At 51.9% G+C, this 25,890-nt stretch carries 16 protein-coding genes; 5 read left to right on the top strand and 11 right to left on the bottom strand.

Annotation, left to right across the window (positions count from 1 at the left end):
* Positions 1 to 115 precede the first annotated feature (115 nt).
* Positions 116 to 1,369: a serine hydroxymethyltransferase gene (gene glyA / locus B4923_RS19920; protein WP_109491447.1), complete on the bottom strand. Its 1,254-nt coding sequence runs from the start codon at positions 1,367 to 1,369 to the stop codon at positions 116 to 118.
* Positions 1,370 to 1,916: 547 nt separating this feature from the next.
* Between glyA and paeY the strand changes: the two genes are divergently transcribed.
* Both paeY and pemA read left to right on the top strand, forming a co-directional pair.
* Complete coding sequence (gene paeY, locus B4923_RS19915) at positions 1,917 to 3,575, top strand: pectin acetylesterase PaeY (RefSeq protein ID WP_109491446.1); 1,659 nt, start codon at positions 1,917 to 1,919, stop codon at positions 3,573 to 3,575.
* A gap of 87 nt (positions 3,576 to 3,662) precedes the next feature.
* Positions 3,663 to 4,775 (top strand): pectinesterase PemA, encoded by a 1,113-nt coding sequence (gene pemA / locus B4923_RS19910; RefSeq protein WP_109491445.1) that lies wholly within the window; start codon positions 3,663 to 3,665, stop codon positions 4,773 to 4,775.
* 113 nt (positions 4,776 to 4,888) lie between these two features.
* Here pemA and glnB read toward each other — a convergent pair whose 3' ends face one another.
* The 5 genes from glnB to purL form a co-directional block, all read right to left on the bottom strand.
* Positions 4,889 to 5,227 carry a nitrogen regulatory protein P-II gene (gene glnB / locus B4923_RS19905; protein ID WP_052901288.1) on the bottom strand — a complete coding sequence of 113 codons (339 nt, stop codon included), beginning with the start codon at positions 5,225 to 5,227 and terminating at the stop codon, positions 4,889 to 4,891.
* A 91-nt stretch (positions 5,228 to 5,318) separates the two neighbouring features.
* Entirely contained in the window at positions 5,319 to 6,656 is a 1,338-nt protein-coding gene (gene glrR / locus B4923_RS19900) for a two-component system response regulator GlrR (protein ID WP_109491444.1), read from the bottom strand.
* The gene (qseG, locus tag B4923_RS19895) at positions 6,653 to 7,504 is read right to left on the bottom strand and encodes a two-component system QseEF-associated lipoprotein QseG (protein WP_109491443.1); all 852 of its coding nucleotides are present in this window, start codon (positions 7,502 to 7,504) and stop codon (positions 6,653 to 6,655) included. Before qseG ends, glrR begins: the two co-directional genes overlap by 4 nt.
* A 3-nt stretch (positions 7,505 to 7,507) precedes the next feature.
* On the bottom strand, positions 7,508 to 8,944 hold the full coding sequence (locus B4923_RS19890; RefSeq protein ID WP_109491442.1) for a sensor histidine kinase: 1,437 nt from the start codon (positions 8,942 to 8,944) through the stop codon (positions 7,508 to 7,510).
* Positions 8,945 to 9,746: 802 nt separating this feature from the next.
* Positions 9,747 to 13,634: a phosphoribosylformylglycinamidine synthase gene (gene purL / locus B4923_RS19885; protein ID WP_109491441.1), complete on the bottom strand. Its 3,888-nt coding sequence runs from the start codon at positions 13,632 to 13,634 to the stop codon at positions 9,747 to 9,749.
* A gap of 404 nt (positions 13,635 to 14,038) precedes the next feature.
* On the opposite strand from purL, the gene mltF reads away from it, so the two are divergent.
* Positions 14,039 to 15,484 (top strand): membrane-bound lytic murein transglycosylase MltF, encoded by a 1,446-nt coding sequence (mltF, locus tag B4923_RS19880; RefSeq protein ID WP_109491440.1) that lies wholly within the window; start codon positions 14,039 to 14,041, stop codon positions 15,482 to 15,484.
* A gap of 22 nt (positions 15,485 to 15,506) precedes the next feature.
* Here mltF and tadA read toward each other — a convergent pair whose 3' ends face one another.
* From tadA to murQ, 3 genes are all read right to left on the bottom strand, one after another.
* Entirely contained in the window at positions 15,507 to 16,031 is a 525-nt protein-coding gene (tadA, locus tag B4923_RS19875; RefSeq protein WP_425428662.1) for a tRNA adenosine(34) deaminase TadA, read from the bottom strand.
* A gap of 58 nt (positions 16,032 to 16,089) precedes the next feature.
* On the bottom strand, positions 16,090 to 16,728 hold the full coding sequence (yfhb, locus tag B4923_RS19870) for a phosphatidylglycerophosphatase C (protein WP_109491438.1): 639 nt from the start codon (positions 16,726 to 16,728) through the stop codon (positions 16,090 to 16,092).
* A gap of 80 nt (positions 16,729 to 16,808) precedes the next feature.
* Entirely contained in the window at positions 16,809 to 17,702 is an 894-nt protein-coding gene (gene murQ / locus B4923_RS19865) for an N-acetylmuramic acid 6-phosphate etherase (RefSeq protein WP_109491448.1), read from the bottom strand.
* Between the two features lie 198 nt (positions 17,703 to 17,900).
* Here murQ and lapG point away from each other — a divergent pair, with 198 nt between their 5' ends.
* Both lapG and lapD read left to right on the top strand, forming a co-directional pair.
* On the top strand, positions 17,901 to 18,587 hold the full coding sequence (gene lapG / locus B4923_RS19860; RefSeq protein ID WP_109491437.1) for a cysteine protease LapG: 687 nt from the start codon (positions 17,901 to 17,903) through the stop codon (positions 18,585 to 18,587).
* 9 nt (positions 18,588 to 18,596) lie between these two features.
* A complete protein-coding gene (gene lapD / locus B4923_RS19855) occupies positions 18,597 to 20,552 on the top strand; it encodes a cyclic di-GMP receptor LapD (RefSeq protein WP_109491436.1) in 1,956 nt (651 codons plus the stop codon).
* Positions 20,553 to 20,672: 120 nt separating this feature from the next.
* On the opposite strand, the gene B4923_RS19850 is transcribed toward lapD, so the two are convergent.
* Together B4923_RS19850 and B4923_RS21235 are read right to left on the bottom strand one after the other, a co-directional pair.
* Positions 20,673 to 21,017 (bottom strand): tryptophan synthase subunit beta, encoded by a 345-nt coding sequence (locus tag B4923_RS19850; protein WP_109491435.1) that lies wholly within the window; start codon positions 21,015 to 21,017, stop codon positions 20,673 to 20,675.
* 173 nt (positions 21,018 to 21,190) lie between these two features.
* Positions 21,191 to 25,890: type I secretion C-terminal target domain-containing protein (locus B4923_RS21235; RefSeq protein WP_146187273.1), on the bottom strand; the 4,700-nt coding region annotated here is incomplete at its 5' end.

Raw genomic sequence — 25,890 nt, 5'->3', positions numbered from 1 at the left:
GTTGCTGACCACCTCCATAGGAGGTGGTGTTTATGCAGGGATAAAAAAACGCCAGCGCAAAGGCTGACGTTTTGAAATATCTCCCCGACGATGACCATCGGGGAAAATATCGGGATTATGCATAAACCGGGAAACGGGCGCAGATATCCAGCACTTTTTGCTTGGTGCGTTCAATGGTGGCTTCATCATTGATGTTATCCAGCACATCACAGATCCAGCCGGCCAGTTCACTAACTTCCGCTTCTTTAAAACCACGGCGCGTCGCTGCCGGCGTACCAATACGCACGCCAGAGGTAACGAACGGGCTCTTAGGATCGTTCGGAACGCTGTTTTTATTAACGGTGATGTTCGCACGGCCCAACGCCGCATCAGCATCTTTACCGGTGATATTCTTACTCACCAGATCCAACAGGAACAGATGGTTGCTGGTACCGCCGGAAACCACGTCGTAACCCCGGGCCAGAAATACTTCGACCATCGCTTTGGCGTTTTTCGCAACCTGCTGCTGATAAACCTTGAACTCAGGCTCCATCGCTTCTTTCAGCGCAACGGCTTTACCCGCGATAACGTGCATCAACGGGCCACCCTGACCACCGGGGAATACCGCAGAGTTCAGTTTCTTGTACAGATCTTCGTCGCCGCCTTTCGCCAGAATCAGACCACCGCGTGGACCCGCCAGCGTTTTGTGAGTGGTGGTGGTCACGATGTGCGCATGAGGAACCGGGTTCGGGTACACATCCGCCGCAACCAGACCAGCAACGTGCGCCATATCAACAAACAGGTAAGCACCGATGCTGTCGGCGATTTCACGCATTTTCGCCCAGTCAACCACGCCGGAGTATGCAGAGAAGCCGCCAATAATCATTTTTGGTTTGTGGGTACGAGCCAGCTCAGCCATTTCTTCGTAATCGATTTTGCCACTTTCATCAATGCCGTAAGGAATAACGTTGTAGAGTTTGCCAGACAGGTTGACCGGAGAACCGTGCGTCAGGTGACCACCGTGCGCCAGATTCATCCCCAGAATGGTATCACCCGGCTGTAACAGCGCAGTGTAAACGGCAAAGTTAGCCTGAGAACCTGAGTGAGGCTGTACGTTGGCATAATCTGCACCGAACAGCGCTTTAGCGCGATCGATAGCCAGTTGTTCAACCACGTCAACATACTCACAGCCGCCGTAGTAGCGTTTGCCTGGATAACCTTCAGCATATTTGTTGGTTAGCTGAGACCCCTGAGCCTGCATGACACGTGGGCTGGTATAGTTTTCTGACGCAATCAGTTCAATATGCTCTTCCTGACGCACCACTTCCTGCTCCATTGCTTGCCACAGTTCGGCATCATAATCGGCAATGTTCATTTCACGCTTTAACATCCGCATCTCCTGACTCAGCTAACTTAAAATATACGGGAAACAATCACCCATTTGGGTACTGGCCTATAGTGTAAACCGTTTCTCCCTAATGAAGATAGGTCTTGACAGAGGTTTTTACGCAAACGATTAGCATCAGGCGGCACAAGGCCTGGGAAGATTTATCGCTCCCTACGGGAAGCAGAGATTTCTTCATTTTCAGTCTGCATTTTTTTCATTTTGGCTCATCATCACGACATAAAAAATACCCAGAGTATTTTTAACAACGAAGGATAGCGTTCACATGTTGGTCAGTTCAAATCCGGGCATAGCGATAAAAAAGAGGTGGGTCACAAAACACGGAATTTATTGAAATAACAGTTCACCTTTAATGAATAATAATTTCATCACTCTGTCTTTTTCAGAACGCGTCATTACAGATCAGGTAAAAAATAAAAAAACAGCATTTTTCACGCAACGGCATCTATAAAATCTCGCGGTATCTGTCCGACAATAGGCGAAACCCGTTCAATACACTCTTTGATTCATGTAACAAGGGACATGTCTAACCATGCTAAAACGTTTTTCTGAGGGTATGGCCTGCGCCATGCTGTTTTCTACCCCCTGGATGATGGCACACGCAGCATCCAACTCGGTACACGTTACCAAATCACCAAGCCATATTGAGGCCATGCCCAGTGCCAAACTGGGCGAAAAAACAACCCTCACCGGTCAGGTGACGCACCGGGAAATCCATCTCCCCGCGACCATCATTATCCGGGATCAGCAGGGGCAACGCAGGCAAACCCAAACGGACGAGCAAGGTAAGTACCATATCGACATTGCCGAGCTAACCACGCCTTTACGTCTGACGGCTATCGAATCCGGTGGTAATAATTGCCTGCTCGATAATATTCCACGCGCCATCTGCCTGACGGCGCTGGCGCCATCATTGCACTCGGGCCAGGATAATATCGCCAATATCAATCCGTTAACCGATCGCATCATTTCTGATGTCGCCGTCGCCGCGGGTTATATCGGTCCGCAGCAATTGGCCGACGATGCCGACTCACCAACGCTGAACGCGGCGGCGTGGAAAAAGGCGTATGCCGTCTTTCACGCAGGTTTTAACACCGCACTGAAGCAGGCGGGTATTACCACTCCTTCACATTTCGATCCGCTGACCTATCCCGCCGCACAGCAGGAAGCGGTAAGCAGCATTATCAAGGTTATCAATCATAATCGTAATTATTACAACAACACTGGTTATTCCGGGCACACGGTGCTGACCGACAGCAATTTCCGTCCTATCGTGGGCCTGAACGATCATGGGGACTATGAGCCGCTGGATTACCACTTTGCCCGCCAGAATCTGGATGAGATCAAAAAAGCGAAAATCCGTATTTTTCTGGTTGGCGACTCCACTGCCGCAACCTACGAAAAAGCGCGTTCCCCGCGGATGGGATGGGGACAAGTTTTTGAACAGCAGTTCAAAAAAGACAGCGGTGTAAAGGTCGTCAATGGTAGTCGCTCTGGCCGCAGCTCACGTGATTATTTTTACGAAGGCTGGTTCCGCCAGATGCAACCGCTGATGCAAGCGGGGGACTTCCTGTTTATTCAGATGGGCCATAACGATCAGAACTGTAACAGCGCCAAACCCGTTCGCGGCGCTGCCGACGTCGCCAACCTGTGTACTTATCCCAATAATGCCGAGGGCAAACGTCAGGCTCCACAGGGTAAACCTGATATGTCATTCCAGACATCGCTGGAACGTTACATCAATTTTGCCCGCCAACATCAAATGACGCCGGTGTTGCTGACTCCGACCACCCGGGTACAAACGGCAGCGGGGAAAGACGGCACCCCCGCCGTACACCGCCACTTTACGCAGCAAAACAGCGAACAGGGATACGCCTTTGTCGGTGACTACAGCCAAACCATTAAAGATACGGCCAGTGCCAACAAAACCATTCTGCTGGATATCGAACCCGCTACGATCGCTCTGGCCAATCAGGGCAGCAGCAACCACTGGAAGCAATACTGGCTGGCCGTCGATCCTGCAAAGTATCCTTTCTACCGTAATCAGGTCGGCAGTCTGACCAAACCGGATACCACCCATTTCCAGAAAAAAGGGGCCATCGCCGTCTCGGAAATTGTCGCCGATGCCATACGGCAGACACCGGAATTAAAAATACTGGCCGACAACATGGTCAGCAGACATAAGAAATAACCATAAAATAAATCAGCAGATCAGCGCGCTTTTTCTTATTGAAAAAGCGCGTTATTCAAGCGGACTTGTCAATACGGGAATCTGGATATGTTAAAACACTTTTCGGGTACGCCGGCATTAACCATGTTAGTCGCCGCGCCTTGTCAGTTGGCGCAGGCGGAAGCCTCATATCATGCGCTGGTTTCCGCTTCCGACAGCGCCTCCGAAGCCCAATCGTTCAAGACCATTGCCGAAGCGATTGCCAGCGCGCCGTCAGGCAATGCTCCATTCGTGATTTATGTGAAGAACGGCGTTTATCATGAAAGATTCACCATCACCCGTCCGAATATTCATCTTGAAGGTGAAAGTCGCGATGGCACCATCATTACGGCTTCCATCGCCGCCGGGATGCTGAAACCCGATGGCAATAAATGGGGCACCTACGGCAGTAATACGGTGAAGATCGACGCGCCTGACTTTAGCGCCCGTTCATTAACCATCAGTAATGATTTTGACTACCCCGCCAACCAGGCCAAAGCAAACGACGATCCAACCAAGTTAAAGGATTCACAGGCTGTTGCCCTGTTGGTTGCGGAAAATAGCGACCGCGCCTATTTTCACGACGTAAGCCTGACGGGCTATCAGGACACCGTGTATGTCAAAGGCGGCCGTAGCTTTTTCTCAAAATGCAGAATCAGCGGAACGGTTGATTTCATTTTCGGTAACGGTACCGCATTATTCGACGATTGCGATATCATCGCTCGCAACCGCACGGATATCAAAGACGAGCCGATGGGCTATCTCACCGCCCCCAGTACCAACATTAAGCAAAAATACGGTTTGGTCTTTACCAACAGCCGGGTTATCAGGGAAAGCAAAGACGTTCCCGCGAGAAGTTATGGTTTAGGTCGACCATGGCACCCGACGACCACCTTCGACGATGGGCGCTATGCCGATCCCGACGCTATCGGTCAGACCGTATTTTTAAATACCAGCATGGAAGACCCTATCTACGGCTGGGACAAGATGTCAGGCAAAGATAAGCAAGGTGAAAAAATCTGGTTCCACCCACAGGATTCGCGCTTTTTTGAATATAAATCCACCGGTGCAGGCGCAGAGAACAACGATCAACGACGTCAGCTTACGGATGCAGAAGCCGCCGAGTATACGGCGGAAAAAGTACTGGATGGCTGGATACCAGCCGGACCAAAAATAAAATAAGAAAATGACGAAGCCAGTCCGGTAAGGACTGGCTTCAAAAAACGTGACTCGTACTTTCAGGCGAACAGCGATGGTATTGAGGGGGCGTTATCAACGCACGTCTCATCCCTCGATTAAATCGCTTCTTCGTCTTCTTCACCGGTACGGATACGCACCACTCGCGCCACATCGAAGACAAAGATTTTACCATCGCCAATTTTGCCCGTCTGTGCCGTCTGCATGATAGTTTCCACGCAGGTATCCACGATATCATCGGCAACAACAATCTCAATTTTCACCTTGGGCAAAAAATCAACCATGTACTCAGCGCCACGGTACAGTTCCGTGTGGCCTTTCTGACGACCAAAACCTTTCACTTCCGTTACCGTCATCCCTGTGATGCCCACTTCAGCTAACGCCTCACGCACATCGTCCAGTTTGAACGGCTTAATAATCGCATCAATTTTTTTCATCGAAGAACCTTAGTATTACCTATGTTGCGGCCAAAGCCGGGCATCAGCGAACAATAAGATTGTCAGAATCCAGGCTTACAATCCATTAGCATTATTCTTTAAAATCGTTGGCGTCCAATTCATGACGACCCAACAGTTTATAAAATTCCGTCCGGTTACGCCCCGCCATCCGCGCGGCCTGTGTGACATTGCCTTTGGCTATCTGCAACAGCTTGCGCAAATAGTTCAACTCGAACTGATGACGAGCCTCGACAAACGTCGGCAATGCCGTGTTTTCACCTTCCAGCGCCTGTTCCACCAGCGCTTCACTGATAACCGGCGCGCTGGTCAAAGCCACACACTGCTCAATCACGTTAACCAGTTGCCGCACGTTACCCGGCCAACTCGCCGTCATCAACCGTTTCATGGCGTCCGTTGAAAAAGTACGCACAAACGGTTTATGCCGGATCGCCGACTCACGCAGCAAATGATTGGCCAGCAGCGGGATATCCTCTGCCCGCTCATGCAGGGCAGGCAATTTCATATTAACCACGTTCAACCGATAATACAGATCCTCGCGAAACTCCCCCTTTTCCATCGCCTTTGGCAGATCGCGGTGAGTCGCAGAAATAATCCGTACATCAATATCCAGATCGCGGTTACTGCCCAGCGGACGAACTTTGCGCTCCTGTAGTACACGTAGCAGTTTGACCTGCAACGACAGCGGCATATCCCCGATCTCATCCAGAAACAGCGTCCCGCCTTCAGCCGCCTGAAAAAGCCCTTCACGACTGCTGACGGCCCCCGTAAAAGCCCCTTTCGCATGGCCGAAAAGTTCAGACTCAAGTAAAGGTTCGGGTAACGCGCCGCAGTTAATGGCGATAAAGGCTTTTTTCGCCCGCGGGCTGGCGGCATGAATAGCCTGCGCCAGAATCTCTTTCCCCGTTCCGCTCTGGCCGTTAATCAACACGCTGACATCTGACTGAGCCACCATCTTGGCCTGCTCCAGCAGACGCAACATTAACGGGCTACGCGTCACAATGGTTTCACGCCAGCTTTCATCACCTACCGGCGCAGATAGCGCCATAGCTTCATCAATCGCCTTATACAACGCATCACGATCGACGGGTTTGGTCAGAAAGCTGAACACACCTTGTTGCGTAGCGGCTACGGCATCAGGAATCGAACCGTGCGCAGTAAGAATAATGACCGGCATGCCGGGTTGATAGCGCTGAATTTCCGAAAAAAGCGCCATGCCGTCCATCTCATCCATGCGAAGATCGCTGATAACCAGATCAAACTGTTCCCGGGCTAACAGTTTCAGAGCTTCCTGACCGCTTTCCGCCGTCGTCACGCTAAAACCTTCACTGGTCAAACGCATTCCCAACAGCTTCAATAAGCTGGGGTCATCATCCACCAGAAGCAAATTCGCCGGTTTGCGCGCTGTCATTGGTTATTCGGCTCCTTCTTCGTCTTGGTTTTGCCGGCCTCTGATTCCACGGGCGGTACGTAGGTGTCGTCTGCTTTTACCGGCTCCGCCGTCGATTTTTGCACGGCCCCCCCGCGAGCACTTTCACGACTCACGCCCGTGTTACCACGATGATCGACATCATTTTCAGGCAACTCACCCGACAGTTGTTTACGAGACGAAAGCTGACGCTCAATATCTGTCAGGCTTTCCAATTTCTGGGTCGTGGTTTCAAGTTGATATTGCAGGTGATTTTGCTGGATACGCAAAGCATCCAATTGCTTGTCGCTGGATTCCTGCAACCGTTTGTAACGCAACCGCTCATCGGATAATGCCAAAAACAGAATTTGTCGATCGCGCCAGGTTTGCACCAACGGCCTCAATGCGGCAGGAAAAGCCAGTCGATATAAATTGAGTTGTTGCAGCACCTGATGCCGCTCTGTCTGGGTAATCCCTGCATTGTCCAGTAAAATTCCCCGCTTGAAGGCATTCTCCCAGCTCCCATTTTCCAGATTTCGCGCTTCTTCACGCGCCTGAAATTGGGTCAAACGCCCGGCACAATCCATCGCACGCAGCCAGTAGAGCGCATTATTCATCGCTTCACGATCGTCCACTTGCCACAGGTGCTCACACTGTGCGATGCGATAATCGGTCACCTGCCCTTTCGGCGTTGGGCTCTCCGTACCGGGTGACGATATGCTGCTGTTCACATAGCTATTGCATGCCGCCAGTAATAAGGGAGATAACATCACCACGGCCTTTAGCGCTCGGCTCAAAGACACATCAGACGGAATGCGCTGCGAACAAGGACGGGTAAACCATACATTCATTATTTATTCATTCTCAGAGGTTAAGGGCAGTTCAATACGAAAACACACGTCAGCATAGTCAACCGATATCAGGCTTAATTCCCCCCGCATGCGGCGAATACAATCCCGGGCGATGCTCAAGCCCAGACCGCTGCCTTTGACCGCGCCTTTACGCTGATGGCTTCCCTGATAAAAAGGTTCAAAAATCATGCTGCGTTCGGCATCAGGAATGGGCGTACCGCTATTCGCAACATCAATCTGTACCCGATTGCCAATCTGACGACTATAGATCCAAATGTTACCGGATTCCCTGCCATAGTGCACCGCATTGGAATAGAGATTATCAATCACGCGCATCAAAAGCGTTGTTTCAGCCCAGCAATACTCAATATCCAGTTCGATATCGGTATGCAGCATTTTTGCCCGCGCCGGCAAGCTATGGGACGACACGACAATATCGACGACTTCCTCAATCTCTACCCGTTCCAGCTCAGTCGGCGCATCGGCAAGCTTGCGGTTATAGTCCAGCAGTTGATCGATCAATTGGAGCAGATGTCGGCTGCTGCTGTCCAGAATGGCAACCACTTCTTTTTGATCCGCGGTCAGCGGTCCCACAACCTCATCGGCCAACAACTCGGTCCCCTCACGCAAACTCGCCAGCGGCGTTTTTAGCTCATGGGAGATATGCCGTAAAAATTCATGTCGCTGGGATTCCAACCAGGAAAGACGTTCACTCAACCAGATGATGCGCTGTGCCAGCGAGCGGATTTCGCGGGGTCCTTTAAAAGTACTGGTATTTCCCAGCGAACGCCCTTCGCCCAGCCGATTGATCATACGCTCGACGCCATTGACCGGGCCGATAATCATCCGGGTAAACAGTACAACCAGCAGCACGCTCACCAGAAAAAGCAGCAGCGCCTGCCAGCCAAAGAACTGCCCACGCTCAGCAATCGCCTGTTGCAGTTGTTGTCCGCGGGAAAACACGACGTCGCGGGTCATCTGCACCATCTGTCCGTTCGCCTGGGAGAAATGCTCTAACAGCCCGGAGGCATCCCGATCGGGACCGCTATTATTACAGCGCAGATCCTCAAGCTGGGTTAAATACTGACGCAGCGTTTGATAATAGCGTTGATCCGGCAGGACTGGCGCATGGGCATCGAGCATTTGAGCGTATTGTTTACGTTGATTTTGGTACAGCGTTGCCAGCGTTTGATCGTCCAGAACACAGTACTGACGGTAGCTACGTTCCATCGCCAACGCCACGCTGGTCATCGCCTCGCTGCGCCGCGCGTCCGTTAATGTGGTTCGATTAATGTCCGCCGCCTGTTCGCTCAGCGTATCCAGGCTTTGATAAGCCTGATAAGCCAATACCAATAACGGTAACAGCACCAGCAAGAAAGCCATGATTACCAGCTGCCGCAGAGAACGCGGAAACAAACGCCATCGTTTCAAAGAAATCATCTCGTTACCTATCAACCTGCTCTTGATGCTAACCGAATCTGATAAAAACGTCAGGAACGTTTTTAAACGTTGCGCAGCAACGGCCCAACAGGTGGCGGGAAAAATAATCCACTATCATAAAATTCCCCTCTATGAGATGCGTAACGCGTTCCAGTTCTGGATAAAAGACGCAGTAAAGTATCACCGGGAATAATCAGTGTGTTCATTAACGGGGAAGGAGAGCGAAGCGATCTGACATTAGCATTACGCGGCCAGAAGAATCGCTTCCGCTGGCCGCGTAACTGAATAGGCGGTGCCTCACTCAACGTGTCGCCCGATGTTTGATAAAGTCCGCTCGCGCGTACTGTTATCGGTCTGGTGGACGATAGGCACCCTTTCTTTTGGCGTCATTCCGGGTGTTATGAGCGAAGATATCTGCCAATCAGCAGCGCAATCATAACCAGTTGAATGAGCAACATGTTATATTATGCAGATATCATGCCAATTTTCAATATTTCATATAATACGTTGATTTTTAATCATTTATTCTTCATGCTTTTGTTACAAATTGACGCAGGCAATAATATTCTCCGTAGAATAACGATTTATGTCGCCAAAAACAGACAGCTTTCCTGCAATTAATCCCGAGTCATATAAATCATAGCGTTAAGTGTCTCCCATTGGCGACAGCCAGAATTGCGTTTGTCGCAAAAACCCGACAACCTCCCCGGCGGGTGATTTTTATAGCGATTTAACCACCATCACTTCCATTAATGACGCATAGCAAAAAGGGGCCGAAGCCCCTTTTATGATCAACATATTATCAACCCAGCTGTCTGCGCGCATTACGGAACATACGCATCCACGGACTATCCTCGCCCCACTCTTCCGGATGCCAGGAATTGCTGACAGTACGGAATACACGTTCAGGATGCGGCATCATCACCGTTGCGCGGCCGCTGGCGCTGGTTATCGCGGTAATGCCGTTGGGTGAACCGTTCGGGTTAGCCGGATAATTTTCGGTTTGCTGTCCGTAGTTATTCACATAACGCAGCACAACCAGATTGTGTTGCTCCAGCGCACTCAGGTGAGCATCATCGCGAACCTCAACACGGCCTTCACCATGGGAAACCGCAATCGGCATCCGGGAACCAGCCATATCGTTCATGAACAGCGACGGGCTCTTCTCGACTTTAACCAGACTGAAGCGGGCTTCAAAACGGTCAGATTTGTTGCGAACAAACCGCGGCCACAGATCGGCGCCCGGGATCAGTTCACGCAGGTTTGACATCATCTGGCAGCCATTACACACGCCCAGCGCCAACGTTTGTGGACGTTGGAAGAACGCGGCAAACTCATCACGCACGCGTGAGTTGAACAAAATGGATTTCGCCCAGCCTTCACCCGCGCCCAGCACGTCGCCATACGAGAAGCCACCGCAGGCAACCAGCGCCTGAAAGGCCTGTAGATCACGACGCCCTGCCAGCAAATCGCTCATATGAACATCAATGGCATCAAAGCCCGCACGATGAAAAGCCGCCGCCATTTCCACATGAGAGTTGACGCCCTGTTCACGCAATACGGCGACTTTGGGACGAGCCTGCTTCGCAATATACGGCGCCGCAATATCTTCCTGTGGCGCAAAGGTCAGCACCACATTCAGACCCGGATCGCTATCATCCTGCTTGGCGATATGTTCCTGATCGGCACACTGTGGGTTGTCACGCAGGCGCTGCATCTGCCAGGTCGTTTCAGCCCACCAGTTGCGCATCGTGGTGCGATTCTCATGGTACACCACCTCTTCGCCGCGTTTAATCATGAAGCGAGAGCCTTCTTCCGCCTGCCCCAGATAGTGAACACACTCCGCCAGACCATGCAGGGCCAATACGCTTTCCACCTCAGCACGACGTGACGCAGGAATCTGGATCACGGCGCCCAGTTCTTCATTAAACAACGTGGCCAGTACATCTTCACCCTGCGCGGCGACATCGACATTCACACCACAATGTCCGGCGAACGCCATCTCGGCCAGCGTCACCAGCAAGCCACCGTCAGAACGGTCGTGGTACGCCAGCAGGGCTTTATCCGCTACCAACTGTTGAATAGCATTAAAGAACCCGGCCAGTTGAGTGGCGTTACGGACATCCGCGGTCTCGCGCCCCAGTTGGCGGTAAACCTGCGCCAGTGCCGTAGCCCCCAGCGCCTTGCGGCCTGCGCCCAAATCAATCAGCAGCAGCGCATTATCCTGTCCGGTACGCAGTTGCGGAGTCACCGTATTACGAACATCTTCCACGCGGGCAAACGCGGAGATCACCAGAGACATCGGAGATGTCATGGTGCGTTCTTCTTCGCCTTCCTGCCAGCGAGTTTTCATCGACATGGAATCCTTGCCGACCGGAATGGTCAGTCCCAGCGTTGGGCACAGCTCTTCGCCAATGGCTTTTACCGCATCATAAAGACCGGCATCTTCACCCGGGTGCCCTGCCGCCGCCATCCAGTTCGCGGACAATTTCACGCGGTTCAACGGACCAATATGAGTCGCAGCGATGTTGGTCAAGGCTTCGCCCACCGCCAGACGAGCAGAAGCGGCGAAGTTGCGCAGCGCAACGGGCGCTCGCTCGCCAATCGACATTGCTTCGCCGTAATAGCTGTCCAGACTTGCGGTCGTCACCGCGCAGTCCGCCACCGGCACCTGCCACGGCCCGACCATTTGGTCACGCGCGACCATACCGGTCACGGTGCGGTCGCCGATGGTGATCAGGAAGGTTTTTTCCGCCACAACCGGCAAATGCAGCACGCGTTCCACCGCTTCGGCCAGATAGATATCGTCACGCTTCAATGGCATGCCTTCTACCTGCTTACGCTCAACATCGCGCAACATTTTCGGCGTCTTGCCCAGCAACACATCCAGCGGCAGATCAATCGGCTGATTGTTGAAATGACGGTCATTCAGCGTCAGATGCAATTCCTCTGTCGCTTCACCGATCACCGCATATGGCGCGCGCTCGCGGCGACAGATTTCATCGAAACGAGCCAGTTGCTCTGGCGCAACGGCCAGCACATAACGCTCTTGTGATTCATTACACCAGACTTCCAGCGGGCTCATACCCGGTTCGTCATTCAGAATGTCACGCAGTTCAAAACGCCCGCCGCGGCCACCATCACTGACCAGTTCCGGCATAGCGTTGGATAAACCGCCCGCGCCCACATCGTGAATAAACAATATCGGGTTATCTTCGCCCAGTTGCCAGCAGCGATCGATCACTTCCTGACAGCGGCGTTCCATTTCCGGGTTATCACGCTGAACAGAGGCAAAATCCAGATCGGCATCCGATTGACCGGACGCCATTGATGACGCCGCGCCGCCGCCCAGACCGATATTCATGGACGGTCCGCCCAACACGATCAGTTTGGCGCCTACGCTGATTTCACCTTTTTTGACGTGATCGGCACGGATATTACCGATCCCCCCCGCCAGCATGATCGGCTTATGGTAGCCACGCAGCTCAGTACCGTTATGGCTGTCCACCCTTTCTTCATAAGTACGGAAATATCCGGTCAGCGCAGGACGCCCAAACTCATTATTAAATGCCGCTCCGCCCAGCGGGCCTTCGATCATGATATCCAGCGCGCTGACGATGCGGTCCGGTTTACCGAATCCTTCCTCTTCCCACGGCTGGATAAAACCGGGTATCCGCAGGTTGGAGACGGAGAATCCCACCAGCCCGGCCTTGGGCTTGGAGCCGCGACCGGTGGCGCCTTCATCACGAATCTCGCCGCCGGAGCCGGTGGCGGCGCCCGGCCACGGAGAGATGGCCGTCGGATGGTTATGCGTTTCGACCTTCATCAGGATATGCGCCTCTTCCTGATGGTAATCATATTTGCCGTGCGTATCGGTATAGAAGCGGCCTACGGCAGAACCTTCCATCACCGCGGCATTATCTTTATAAGCCGATAACACATGGTCCGGGGTATGCTCAAAGGTATTTTTGATCATTTTGAACAACGACTTCGGCTGTTCAACGCCATCAATCACCCAGTCAGCATTAAAAATTTTGTGGCGACAGTGCTCGGAGTTCGCCTGTGCGAACATATACAGTTCAATATCCGTCGGGTTACGCCCCAGCTTATTGAAGGCCGCCAGCAGATAATCAATCTCGTCTTCCGCCAATGCCAACCCCAGACGAACATTCGCCTCTTCCAGCGCCTGACGTCCCCGTAACAAGATTTCAATTCGTTTTAATGGCGCAGGCTGGTGATGGGAAAAAAGCTGCTCTGCCTGCCGCATGTCGTCAAACACGCTTTCCATCATACGGTCATGCAGCAAAGCCCCCAACTGCCGCCACTGTTCGTCATTCAAGGTTGGCGCATGAATATAGAACGCCAGACCACGTTCAAGACGCAGCACTTTGTTCAATCCACAGTTATGAGCAATATCGGTCGCTTTGGAAGACCAGGGAGAAATGGTGCCGGGACGCGGCGTCACCAACAGCAGACGGCCTTGCGGCTCGTGTTCAGCGAGAGAGGGGCCATACTTCAGCAAACGCGTGAGCTTGGCCTGTTCATCGTTGTTCAACGGCGCGCTGACATCGGCGAAATGTACGTATTCGGCATAGATATCGCTAACCGGCAAAAAGTGCTCTTTGCAACGGACCAGCAATTTATTAATACGAAAAGCCGACAAAGCAGGTGAACCACGCAGTATTTCCATAATCTAAAGTTCTCTCGTCTTCGATGCACTGACTGTAGTGCAGTCGTTGGGCGCTACAGGGGGGAAACGCGCGCCATTATAGAGAATCCTTCCCCGGGACGAAACCGTTTGCGTATCTATTATTGAACATCTCATGGCGCCGACGGTTAATCATTAGCCAAATCAATAAAAGTTGCACACTGGCGGTTTGTTGCGCAAAATGCCCCGACTCCAGGTTTTTATGTATAAAAAATCGCCGCTTGCGACGGCCCAAACGGGATGGGGATAGCCCGCCATAGAAAAACGCCGGGCACGATTTTCAACGTTGCGAAGCAACAGCCCGCTAAGGGTGAGCCCCAGAGAGGGGCGAATAAAAAACTGCCGTTACAGACAGACCGGCTCTTCAGCCGCCGAGAGACCACTATTTGAAGCCTTTAAAATTAAACTATTTCTTCATCGGGGTTATCACGTTACTGCTGGCACTGGCCTTATGGCCATCGATTCCCTGGCGCAGTAGTCAGGATTCGCAGATCAAACAGATCCTCGCACGTGGAGAATTACGCATCAGTACGGTTAACTCACCGCTGACTTACTATATCAGCAACGGAAATCCGGCAGGTCTGGATTATGAGCTGGCAAAACGTTTCGCCGATTATCTTGGCGTCAAGCTGGTGGTGTCGTCACGTAAAAATCTTGATGACCTGTTTGACGATCTCGATGACGACGACGCGGACCTGTTGGCTGCCGGACTGATATACAACCATGAGCGGTTGGGACGTTTCCGCGCCGGACCGAGTTATTACTCCGTTTCACAGCAGTTGGTGTACCGCCTGGCCACGCCGCGTCCCCAGAAAATGGACAAGCTCCAGGGTCGTCTGGCCGTGACGTCGGGTTCCGCCCATATCGCTACCTTGCGCGATCTGAAAGCCGGGAAATATCCCCAACTCAATTGGGAATCCGCCTCCGATCTGACCTCGCAGGACCTGCTGAAACAGATAGCGGATGGCAAATTGGACTACACTCTGGCGGATTCCGTCACCATTGGGTTGATGCAGCGTATCCACCCGCAGCTGGCTGTTGCTTTTGATCTGAGCGATGAAGAACCGGTGACCTGGTATATGCGTCGCTCCCATGACGACAGCCTTTCAGCGGCACTACTGGATTTTTTCAGCCAGATGGTTGAAGACGGTACGCTCGCACGTCTGGAAGAAAAATATCTCGGGCATGTTGGCGAATTCGATTACGTGGATACCACCACATTTCTGAACGCTATTGATGAAACATTGCCCGACCTTCGGCCGCTGTTTGAAAAATACGCGACCGATATCGACTGGAAATTGCTGGCGGCCATCTCCTATCAGGAATCTCACTGGAATCCGCTGGCAACATCACCGACCGGCGTTCGCGGCCTTATGATGCTGACAAGGAATACGGCCGAAAGTCTCGACGTGACCGATCGCCTCAACCCTGAACAAAGTATTCGTGGCGGGGCGCAATATATGTCCCATATGATGCAGAAAATGCCGGACACCATTCCAGAAGATGAAAAAATCTGGTTTGCGCTGGCGTCATACAACATGGGATACGCGCATTTGCTGGATGCCAGAAAGCTGACCGAAAAACAAAAGGGTAACCCAGACAGTTGGGTTGACGTAAAAATGCGTCTGCCGATGCTAAGCCAAAAGCGCTATTACACGCAAACCACCTACGGCTACGCTCGGGGGCATGAAGCGTACAACTATGTGGAGAACATTCGCCGCTATATGGTGAGCCTGGAAGGGTATCTGACAGAAAAAGAGAACAAAGAGAAGCAACAGCAGCTATCCGCGCAGGGTTATCCGGTCGTTCCGCCCAATAAGGTGCAGGAATAAGCCGTATATACCAAAACCGCGATTAATTCGCGGTTTTCTTTTCCGCGTCCCGTCGGGCTTTGTGCTGTTCACGCCGCATACGGAAAAAGGCGCTAAGCGTGGCTGAACACGCATCCGCCAGTATGCCCGAATCGATGATGATCTGATGATTCATCCCCGGATGACGCAAAATATCCACCAACGACCCTGCCGCCCCCGTTTTTTCATCCGCCGCACCATAGACCAGCCGGCCAATACGACTGTGGATCATGGCACCCGCGCACATGATGCAGGGTTCCAGCGTCACATAAAGTGTAGTGTTCAACAGGCGATAGTTCTGTAACACCATCCCCCCCTGACGTAATGCCATAATCTCGGCATGGGCAGTCGGATCGTGATGACCTATCGGGCGATTCCAGCCTTCGCCAATCACCTGATTGTCCAATACCAATACCGCGCCGACCGGTACTTCGCCTTCATCCTGAGCACGCTGGGCCAGCGTCAACGCATGGCGCATCCAATGTTCATCGTCCAGTTCGTGGCTCACCATGTCCTCTTTTCTTCTCATTAACGTTTTGCGGCGGGCATTATATCCATCAGATCAGCCAGAACAAGCCGGAGAGACATTATTCCAGCTGTTGCAAGCTGCCGTTTGGCGTCACACGCCAGCGGTGCTCACAAAAATAAAGCAGCGGGTTATCCTGTTTGCTGTCGCTGTAGCCGCTGTAAAGCCTGAGCGGCGCGCCCAGCTGTTGCTCCATCTGAATGACTTTCTCCCGTCCCAGACAGCGTAAGGTCAATACCCAGCCGCCATAGCGGCGTGTCATCTGGCTTCCCATCAGGCGCACTGCCGGCAAAAAAGGCGAATCATAATAAACCTGTTCGACCAGACGCTGCGGCGACCCCGTCACCAACCAGACCTGAACCTGCGCATCCTGCAAATATGTCTTGAGGCGTTGTTGAACCTGTGGAAAAGGCGTGACCTGACGCCGAAAGTCACCGACAAACTGCTTTTCCAGACCGCTTAACCGGGCTTCACTACGTCCGAAGGTAATCGCCCACAGCAGCCAACTCATCGGCCAGCGTGCTGCGCGTCCCTGTAGCAGCAACCCCAGGCCAATCACGGGTAAGAGCGGGAGCACCAGAACAAGGTTGAACGGCAATCGACGGAGCAAAAAGCGCAGGAAGCTGCCAAACATATCTTCTTGGTGCAGCGTGCCATCCAGATCAAAAAATACCACTCTTTGACTTCGCTTATCGCTCAAAACATCACTCCCAGATCAAAACATGGGGAAGGATTTCCCCCCTGACAAATAAACGCCCCATCTCCAGCGCGGCCACAAGATCAGCCAATCAGCGCCTCTCGCAGATAACCGCCATGCTGCGCCAGTCTCTGCCGGGCCTGTTCCGCGTTCAGTCCGCTCAGAATCATCAGAATCGCCGGCTTCACTTCATTTTCCGCCTGCAACAGCGCCTGCCGCGCCACGTCCGGTTGTGTCCCCGTGGCTTCTATCACGATGCGGCAAGCACGATCCAGCAATTTGACGTTGGTTGCCTTAACATCCACCATCAGATTCTGATACACCTTACCCAGTTTCACCATGACGCCGGTAGAAATCATATTCAGTACCAGCTTCTGCGCCGTTCCCGACTTCAGCCGGGTCGATCCCGTTAACGCCTCCGGCCCGACAACCGGTGAAATGGCGACCTGCGCTTCCTGCGCAATCGGTGAGTGAGGATTACAGGATATCGCCGCGGTACGGCAACCTATGCCACGGGCATACCGCAGCGCGCCGATAACGTAGGGCGTTCTGCCAGAAGCAGCCAGACCAATCACCATATCATCAGACGTCAGGTTGAGGGCGACCAGATCCGTTTCGCCTAATTGCGGATCGTCCTCCGCCCCTTCCACCGCCTTGAGCAGCGCACCCGGCCCTCCCGCAATCAGACCGACCACCAATCCATGCGGCACGCCAAAGGTCGGAGGACACTCAGAGGCATCCAGTACGCCAAGCCGCCCGCTGGTACCCGCGCCAAGATAAATCAGCCGTCCACCGGCTTTCAGCGCATCCGTAGCCAGATCGACCGCCTCGGCAATCGCCGGTAATACTTGCCGAATGGCTCCCGGCACCTTTTGATCTTCCTGATTAAAGGCCCGCATCATATCCAGTGTAGACAGCTTATCTAAATCCATCGTGGCGGGGTTACGGGTTTCAGATATCAAATCCCCTAAATTCATTGCGTTTGCATTCATCCTGCTACCTTACCTTTTGCGCCTGTTTTGTTATGGCGTTATCTGGCGCCCATAGTAATCTCTTTTTGCCGCTATAAAAGTAAGATATTCTGCAACGATATGTATACTCAATAGATTTCAGCATTCAGGCCGGTGCGCTTCACGTGATTGGCATGAACCCTGTAAGTTAACAGAGAAACATCGGTGCAATATCACTGGCCCAGGCGCCCTTATTACAAGCTGTTTTTTATCTGCTGTCTGTTGTTTCTGCTGGCGGGTTCCCTGCGCGCCGACTGGGACTTTGTTACCATCCTCAAGCGTACCGAACAGCTTTATGGACCGGCGACGCCGGCGGCGCGTCATCGGATTGAAGAATGGCAGACATTACTGGTTTCCCAACATAATGTGGAAGAAAGAAAGCTGCTGGATACCGTGAACCGTTTTTTTAATGATCGCTTGCTGTTTCGGGATGATATTGTCATCTGGAATCAGGAAGATTACTGGGCAAGCCCGATAGAAGCACTGCGTAAAGGCGCGGCGGATTGTGAAGACTATTCCATCGCCAAATACTTTACCCTACGCCACCTGGGCGTATCCGGCGAAAAACTGCGCATTACTTACGTTAAGGCATTACGCCTTAACAAAGCCCATATGGTGCTCACCTATTATCCGACACCCACATCGATTCCACTGGTATTGGATAACCTGACGGATAAGATTCAACCTGCAACTCAGCGCAATGACTTATTACCGGTTTATTCCTTTAACGGCGAAGGACTATGGCTACCGGGAACAAGCGGCAATAAACGTGTGGGTGACAGTAAACGGCTTTCACGCTGGCAGGATCTATTAACCAAAATGCGTGCCGAAGGATTTTCAATTGAGGAGTAGGATTAGGCTATGTCTCTATATAAACAATTACTGATAGCCATCTGCCTGTTCGTGCTGATTATCTTCAGCGGGAGTTTTTTTGTCAGCCTGGAAAACTCGCGGGAACAATACAATAACCAGCTGCGTTCCCACGCCCAGGATGCGGCAACCGCACTCGGGTTGTCTCTGACCCCGAATATTGACGATCCGGCGATGGTCGAATTGATGGTCAGCTCCATTTTTGACAGCGGCTATTTCTCCAGCATCCGCGTACGGGATTTGAAAACCGATAAAATCACGCACGAACGGACGACGCCGCCGGACGTCCCCAATGTACCTGTCTGGTTTGTTCGTCTGGTGAACCTCCAGCCTGGCGCGGGTGAAGCCATCGTCATGCGAGGGTGGGAACAAGCGGCCAAGGTTGAGGTTATCAGTCATCCGATGTTTGCCATTACCCGCTTGTGGAACAGCAGTTCCGCCACGCTTCTGTGGCTGCTTGGCTGCGGTACGCTTGGGGTATTGCTCGGAGCGATACTGTTGCGCCGTCAGCTACGTCCGCTGGATTACATTGTTGAGCAATCTCTGGCGATTACCCGCCGGGAATTCCTCAGCCAGCCGAATTTACCCAACACACCGGAATTCCGCCGCGTTGCACAGGCAATGAATCTGATGGTCAGTCAGCTCAAAACCCTGTTTGAAGAAGAAGCGGAACGAAGCGAGCGCTTACGTCGGGAAGCCTATCAGGACCCGCAGACCGGACTGGCTAACCGTCGTGCTTTCGATATGCACCTCAATGACAAGCTTGAAGATGAAGAAACGGCGCCCGGTTTTCTTATTATGATCCGCGTGCAGGATCTCTCTGGAATGAACCAACGTCTGGGCGGACAGCGCACCGATACGCTGCTGGCCTCGATTGGCCACATTATGCGAAAAGTCCAAAAGCAGCATACCGAAGCCGAAAGTATTCTGGCTCGTATCCGCGGAGGGGAATTCGCCATGCTGTGCCCCGGACTGGTCGATAAGGAAGCCTATGCGCTGATTGGTGAACTGACGCGCAGCATTGAAACCTTGTACCTCACCGGAGAAACCGACATATCGCCGGTAGCCAGATTCGCTATGGTGCCATTCCACGCCGGTGATTCGGCACAATCGCTGCTGGTTCAGGGCGATCAGGCGCTCACTAAAGCCGAAAGTGATTCTGATACCACTATTCTTGATGAGCCTCAGCTAACGTCATCCCAGGTTGAAAGCGATCGGCATATGTGGTTCAACCGGCTTGATCCCATCCTGGAACAAGGGCGTTTGCAACTCTTCCTGCAACCCGTCGTGGATTGCCTTGAACCCGATCGGGTACTGCACCATAAAGTGCTGGCAAGAATTGAGGATGAGCAAGGTAACAGCATTGCCGCAGGGCGTTTCCTTCCCTGGGTGCAGCGCTTTGGCTGGAACACTCGTCTGGATCAGATCATGCTGAAACTGGTGTTGGATTATTTACGTCACCATCCCGGTAATCTGGCCCTTAGCCTATCCGGTAACACGGTTCTTAATCTGTCGCTGATGGCGCAGTTGATTGCACCGTTAAAACAGCAGCCAACGCTGGCGAAACGTTTGATTCTCGAGCTGGATGAAAACCAGTTACCGGATACCACACAGTTTGAGGCATTAATCAAACTACTGAATGAACACGGCTGCGCATTAGGACTTCAGCATTTCGGCGGCCGGTTTAATATGATCGGGAATTTATCCCAATGGGGATTGGCCTACCTGAAAGTCGATGGCAGCTATATTCGCAACATTGACCGGGAAGAGGATAAAAAGATGTTCATCGAAGCCCTGTATCGCGCCACCAACAGCATTGCGCTGCCGTTGATTGCTGAGCGCGTAGAAACCGTCGGCGAATTGAATGTCATTCAGGAAATGGGATTACAGGGTGCCATGGGACGCTTGCTGGGCGAACCCGCTCCAGCCACCGGGGTAGTAAAATAAACACAATACCGTGGCAAAAGATGGGCTCTCCGGTAAGTTCACCGCATGATAAGCGGGATTACCGGAGCGTTCACCACGTCAGCCTCAAGGAGAATGTTCGAGCTGCCTCTCCGACGATCATCAGAACATCCCGTCTTCATCATCACCCATCAGCTTGTTCAAACCGCCATTTAACGCTTCACGCGCCTGGGCACGATTGATTAACTTAAGCTGAGCCGCTGGCGGGAAATCGGTAATGTTGATGAGTCCTTTTTGCATCAAAACCTGAATCAGATCCTCAAGTACACGCACCATTTCCAGATCGCTTTGGCGCAGTTGCTGCAAACTGGCTATTTCAATTTCATGGCCTTTGAACCAGGCCAACGCTTCCGCAGAGTCGTCTGGCAATTCGTCATTCATTTCAGGAAAAGGACTCTCGTCAACCTTGAGCAGTTGACCATCACTATCGCGCTGGACATAAAACATATTCAGAGACCTTTTTAAATGTGCTTGAATAAAACGCCTGAAGGACACAAAACCGTGGGTAACCGCCTCACTATCGCCGTCCTTCTGACACAAACTGTGCTCAATGCAAGCAATGCCGGTAAACCGGAAAGAGCAAGGTTACTCGCCTCATCCCTGAGGCGTATTCTGTATTATCAGCTTCCGGCCTGTTCTGGTTTGCTGATCAAACTTTCAAGCGATGGCAGTGCGCCATTATAGTGCTCAAGCGTAATTGACACCGCAACCGTACCGCCTTTATCTCCACTAAAATCACCGGCCGTACTGACTTCGATCGTTGGAGAACCGTTGTTATCCAGAATACGAATGTAACGGGCGATGTCGGTTCCTTCTTCCAGTTCACCAACAAGATCGCTCAAATCGATCTTGTCTCCTTCACTGGCATTGAAGTCCTTGATCACATCGTGTCCGATGTCACCAGCTTGCCATTTAAACGTATCCGCACCCGAGCCGCCGACCAATATATCGCTACCCGCTCCGCCAATCAGCACATCGTCGCCGGAACCGCCATACAACACATCATTACCCGTTCCGCCATTGAGGATATCATTGCCGCCCTGACCGAAAAGAATGTCATTTCCGGCTCCGCCATTGAGAATATCATTACCATCATAGCTGGACGACAGATCGAACTCGGCACTATGGGCCGAGATATAATCATGCATCTCTTTCGCGATTGGCGTTTCCTGAACACCCAACCGCTCGGCAATATAGCTCTGTAGTGCGGAGAGGCCATTGCCTTCGATATTGTCAAACCTCACGACATCACCGAACAGGATATCATTGCCCAGTCCACCATGAAGCTCATCATCACCGCCTTTCATTGGCTCGTTACTGCCAAGAATAGCCTCATTGAGATTGCCCGGGTCGATATGATCCTGAACCACACCGTCAGTATCATAATGTTGCAGGCTGGCGGCATTCAGATCTGAGCCAATGCCAATCGCTTCAACGGCAGACTGTTTTTTCAACAGAGCGAACGCGTTCTCCGCATTGGCATTGCTGGTATCGCGGTTAGCAGAATTATCGATCCAATACGTATTTCCCCACCAATCCTTCGCCCAATAACCATTATTTCCAGCCCCGCCCAGCGAGGAGATTTCATAGGTGCCATCTCCCTGCGCATGAACCTGACCGATTACTTTGGCTCCATTCCGGCTATACTGGTATACATTACCTTCACGATCAATGACTTCCCTGAAGCTTCCACGCACAGTCATATAATAGGACTGACCTGGCGTATAGGTAATATTGTCAATATTGAGCAACTCTCCCCGGTCACTGACGATAACTTCATTGCTCTCATTGGTCTGGTAATACGTCGGCTCGCCATCGGTAATAAAATACGTCAGGTTGTTCCCTGGGTTATTTTGTACCGTATCGCTAAGGAACCAGTTCGCCGTCGTTTTGAACACGTCTTCATAGTTGGTGCCGCCGCCATAGCTCGAACCACCGACCATTGAATTCAATACGTTAGTCAGTTTACTCAATGCATCTGAATCATGCAGATTCACAGAGACAGTTTGTCCAACCTGCGTATCAAAGTCTGCTAAAAAGACATTAACCGTCCCCGCATTTTCTCCGTTGGCGCTTTTTATCAAGCTGTTGAACACATCCGTCAGCGATGCCACGGTTTTCGCAATATCACTGACCGTCATGCTGCCCGAAGAGTCGACCATAAAGGCAATGTTATAGTTTTGCCCTTCAACAATCTGCAACCCGGACACATCAGCGATCGCAATATCATGGCTGGGCGTCCCCGAAATAGTGTCACTGCTGGTCGTTCCTATGCTCAATCCGTACTGTTCGACTCCTTCTGCCGAATATCCAGTCGCCGTATCGGCATTTGCCAATTCGGTTGATGTCGCTTGCGCCACCACATTGAATGTGCCCGCATCGACAGGAACAACCAGGGTAATTTGCCCGGCAAGCGTCGACACTCCCTGCGTGTTGGCTATCAGATAAGTGCCGTCGCTACCTACCGTGTAGGTCACATTATTAATATGATCGGTCAGTACCGTCCCTTCAGGTATTCCCGTTAAGGTAATACCGGACAGCGTTTCACTACCATCGAGATCGACCAAAGAAGCAGAGACATCAATAGTATGCTCTTGCGTGCCTGACTGGCCCGGTACTGTTTCAATCGATGCGCTATTACTACCCGGCAGATAGGTCGTACCATCGCTGTAGATCACACCTTCAATATTATTACTAACCTGCGTTGTGAAGGAGCCGGAATGTCCCTGACTATCGGTATAGTTTACTTTCAGGCCATCCAGTGTATTTACCGACGTATCCTGATTGTTGTTGGTGCTGTACGTGGCATTGTAGGTATACCCATCTTCTTTCATGACAAAGATGTAATCAGAATTGGCGCTGCTGCTATTATTCGTACGATTTCCGTTGAAGGAATCCAGATCTTTGTGTTGTTTTTGATCGTCAGACCAATCGCTTTGCCGGTAGAAATAACCACTGTTGGAATGAACAACAAAGATATCGGCGTAACTTCCCTCTCCGCTGGTATTACCTTGGCTGTAATAGGCGATAACGCCGGTTCCAACCACTGTCGGTTCTGGATCCCCTTCAGTCAGCCATACGCGCACACCATCGCCGATCGCGATAATCTGACCGTTCTGAATATCAAATCCGCCATTTTTACTACCGCCATTGACCTCAATGATCTCAGTCGTCGCAGGGGTTGTTTCTCCACTGGTGATACTCAAGGTCACCACAGGCGCATCGGCAACTGGCGTTACCGTAACCGTTCCGCCCACAGCCTTAGATTCCAATCCCGCGTTATCTGTCGCTTTATAGGTAAAGCTGGTATCACCGCTCCAGTTCGCGTCCGGTTTGAAATATATCGTCGCCCCATTATTGCTGGCACCGATCACAGCATCCGAAGTCAATAGTTGCGTCGCCGCAGCATCACTGTAAAACGCACCATGCGCTGGCTGTTCGGTGATATGGAAACTGGTCACCGTGCCATCTTCATCGGCGCCGCTTAAATGCACCGCTATTATCGAATCTTCCGTACCGCTGACTGCCACAGCGTCAGCATCTGGTGCACTTGTCAACGAAACACTTACGAGCCCCGTTGCGCCATCACCATCGGCATCGGTGATTTTGTATTCGAATGAAATATTTTTGTCATTCGGTAGTTCCTGATACTGGAACAGCTCCCATTTCCCTGTCGACGGGGTCAACTGCACCTGGAATGCCATGTTATTACCATCCCAGCCAATAATACTGTTACCGTTACTGGCCACTTCAACCCGAATACCGGCAATATCTTTAGCCAGGCCGGTTAGCGTCAACGCGTTTTCACCAGCAGGGCCATCCGCGCCATACTGTGCATCGATAGACCCCGTTGCATAACCAATGGCTTCCTGAGTATCCGATCCGGTAAACGTAATGGCTTTGACGGTAAAATCACTATTATCCCCATTCGAGAAGGGTTTCCCATTATCCGTGGCCTTCAGAATGATGGTATCGAAACCGCCGTCTTTAACATTAAATCCAGCAGCGTAATCACCACTGCTCGCATTCGAAGAGAATATTTGGGTAGAAATCAACTTCCCGTCTCGGTAAAACTCGGCAACACCAGTTTCAAGCTCACCGCCATACATAGCGGAAAACTCAATCTGGGCGCCAAAAGCCACCTTACCGTCCTGCAATTTGATAACGAGTTCTTCCGATGCGCCTTTTCCATCCGACGTTTTACGGTAGTCAATCTCATTGGCAATGTTATGGTAGGGCGATTGACTGCTGGATACCCCCAGGCCACTGCCGCTTTTATTGACATTAGCGTCAACTAAATGCAGATCGGTCTTACTCTCAAAACCTTTTGCAGTAACGTTAATAACACCATCTGAGGACTGATAAGTATCTTTAGCGCCACCGCGACCTTTCACGATACGCCCATCATTGGTGCCACCAAAATTAATCGTCCCGGTATAAATATCAGGGATATCGTTGAGGGTGATAGCTTCCTTATATTCACTTGCTTGAGGCGAGTCGTCTTCGACCGTAATATTCAGTGTCGTGCTACTGGAATTACCGTATTGATCGGTTACTTTGACGCCTACATTGAAGTCAAGCGTATCCTCTTTAGTTACGTCTGGATGATCTACCGGACGGAGCAACGCAACGTCATACTCTCCTTGATTATTGATCGATACAGTGAGGACAACGCCCTCCGAAACAGACCCGGTCAATGTTTTACCATCCGGGGATAACGCCCACTTAACCGTTTCTCCACCTGATGTCAGCACTGAATCCGGTGCTACCAGCGTCACAATAGTGCCATGAGCATGTTCAATGCTAATTTGCCCCTGACTGATGCGGGAATCCGTCGTATCTCCCTCTCCTTTCGTATCTGGAAGCCCCCCTGACAGCCCTTCCTCAGAGACACGGATCGTACCTGACTCAACGACTGGATTGAGATCGTTATCAGTAATGATGCCGGTAGCAGATTTGCCCCCTACCGTCAGAACAACCGTTTCATCCGATTCCTTGATGTAATCGTCTACCGTCGGTACAGACACCGCGAACTCGGTGACGCCCGCCGGCACGGTGATTTGGCCGGTACTGGCGTTATAGGTGACCCCGTTAGTGAACGTCACGTCGCCACGCTGGATATCGCTTTCCTCCGCGCTACTGCCGGTATTGCGCAGCACAAAGTCAAAGGTGGTGGCGCTGGACGACGGGTTGCTGAGCTTGACGGTGTAGGTCAGCTCGTTGCCTTCCACCACCGTGTCGCCCGCCGGGCTAAAGGTTACCGTGTCGACTGTCGGCGCGTCGTCGTTATCGATAATGGTGCCGGTGGCAGACTTATCGC

This window comes from Brenneria roseae subsp. americana (genome assembly GCF_003115815.1).
GTDB classification, from domain to species: Bacteria; Pseudomonadota; Gammaproteobacteria; order Enterobacterales; family Enterobacteriaceae; genus Brenneria; species Brenneria roseae.
This window is presented reverse-complemented; position numbering and strand designations above follow the sequence as displayed.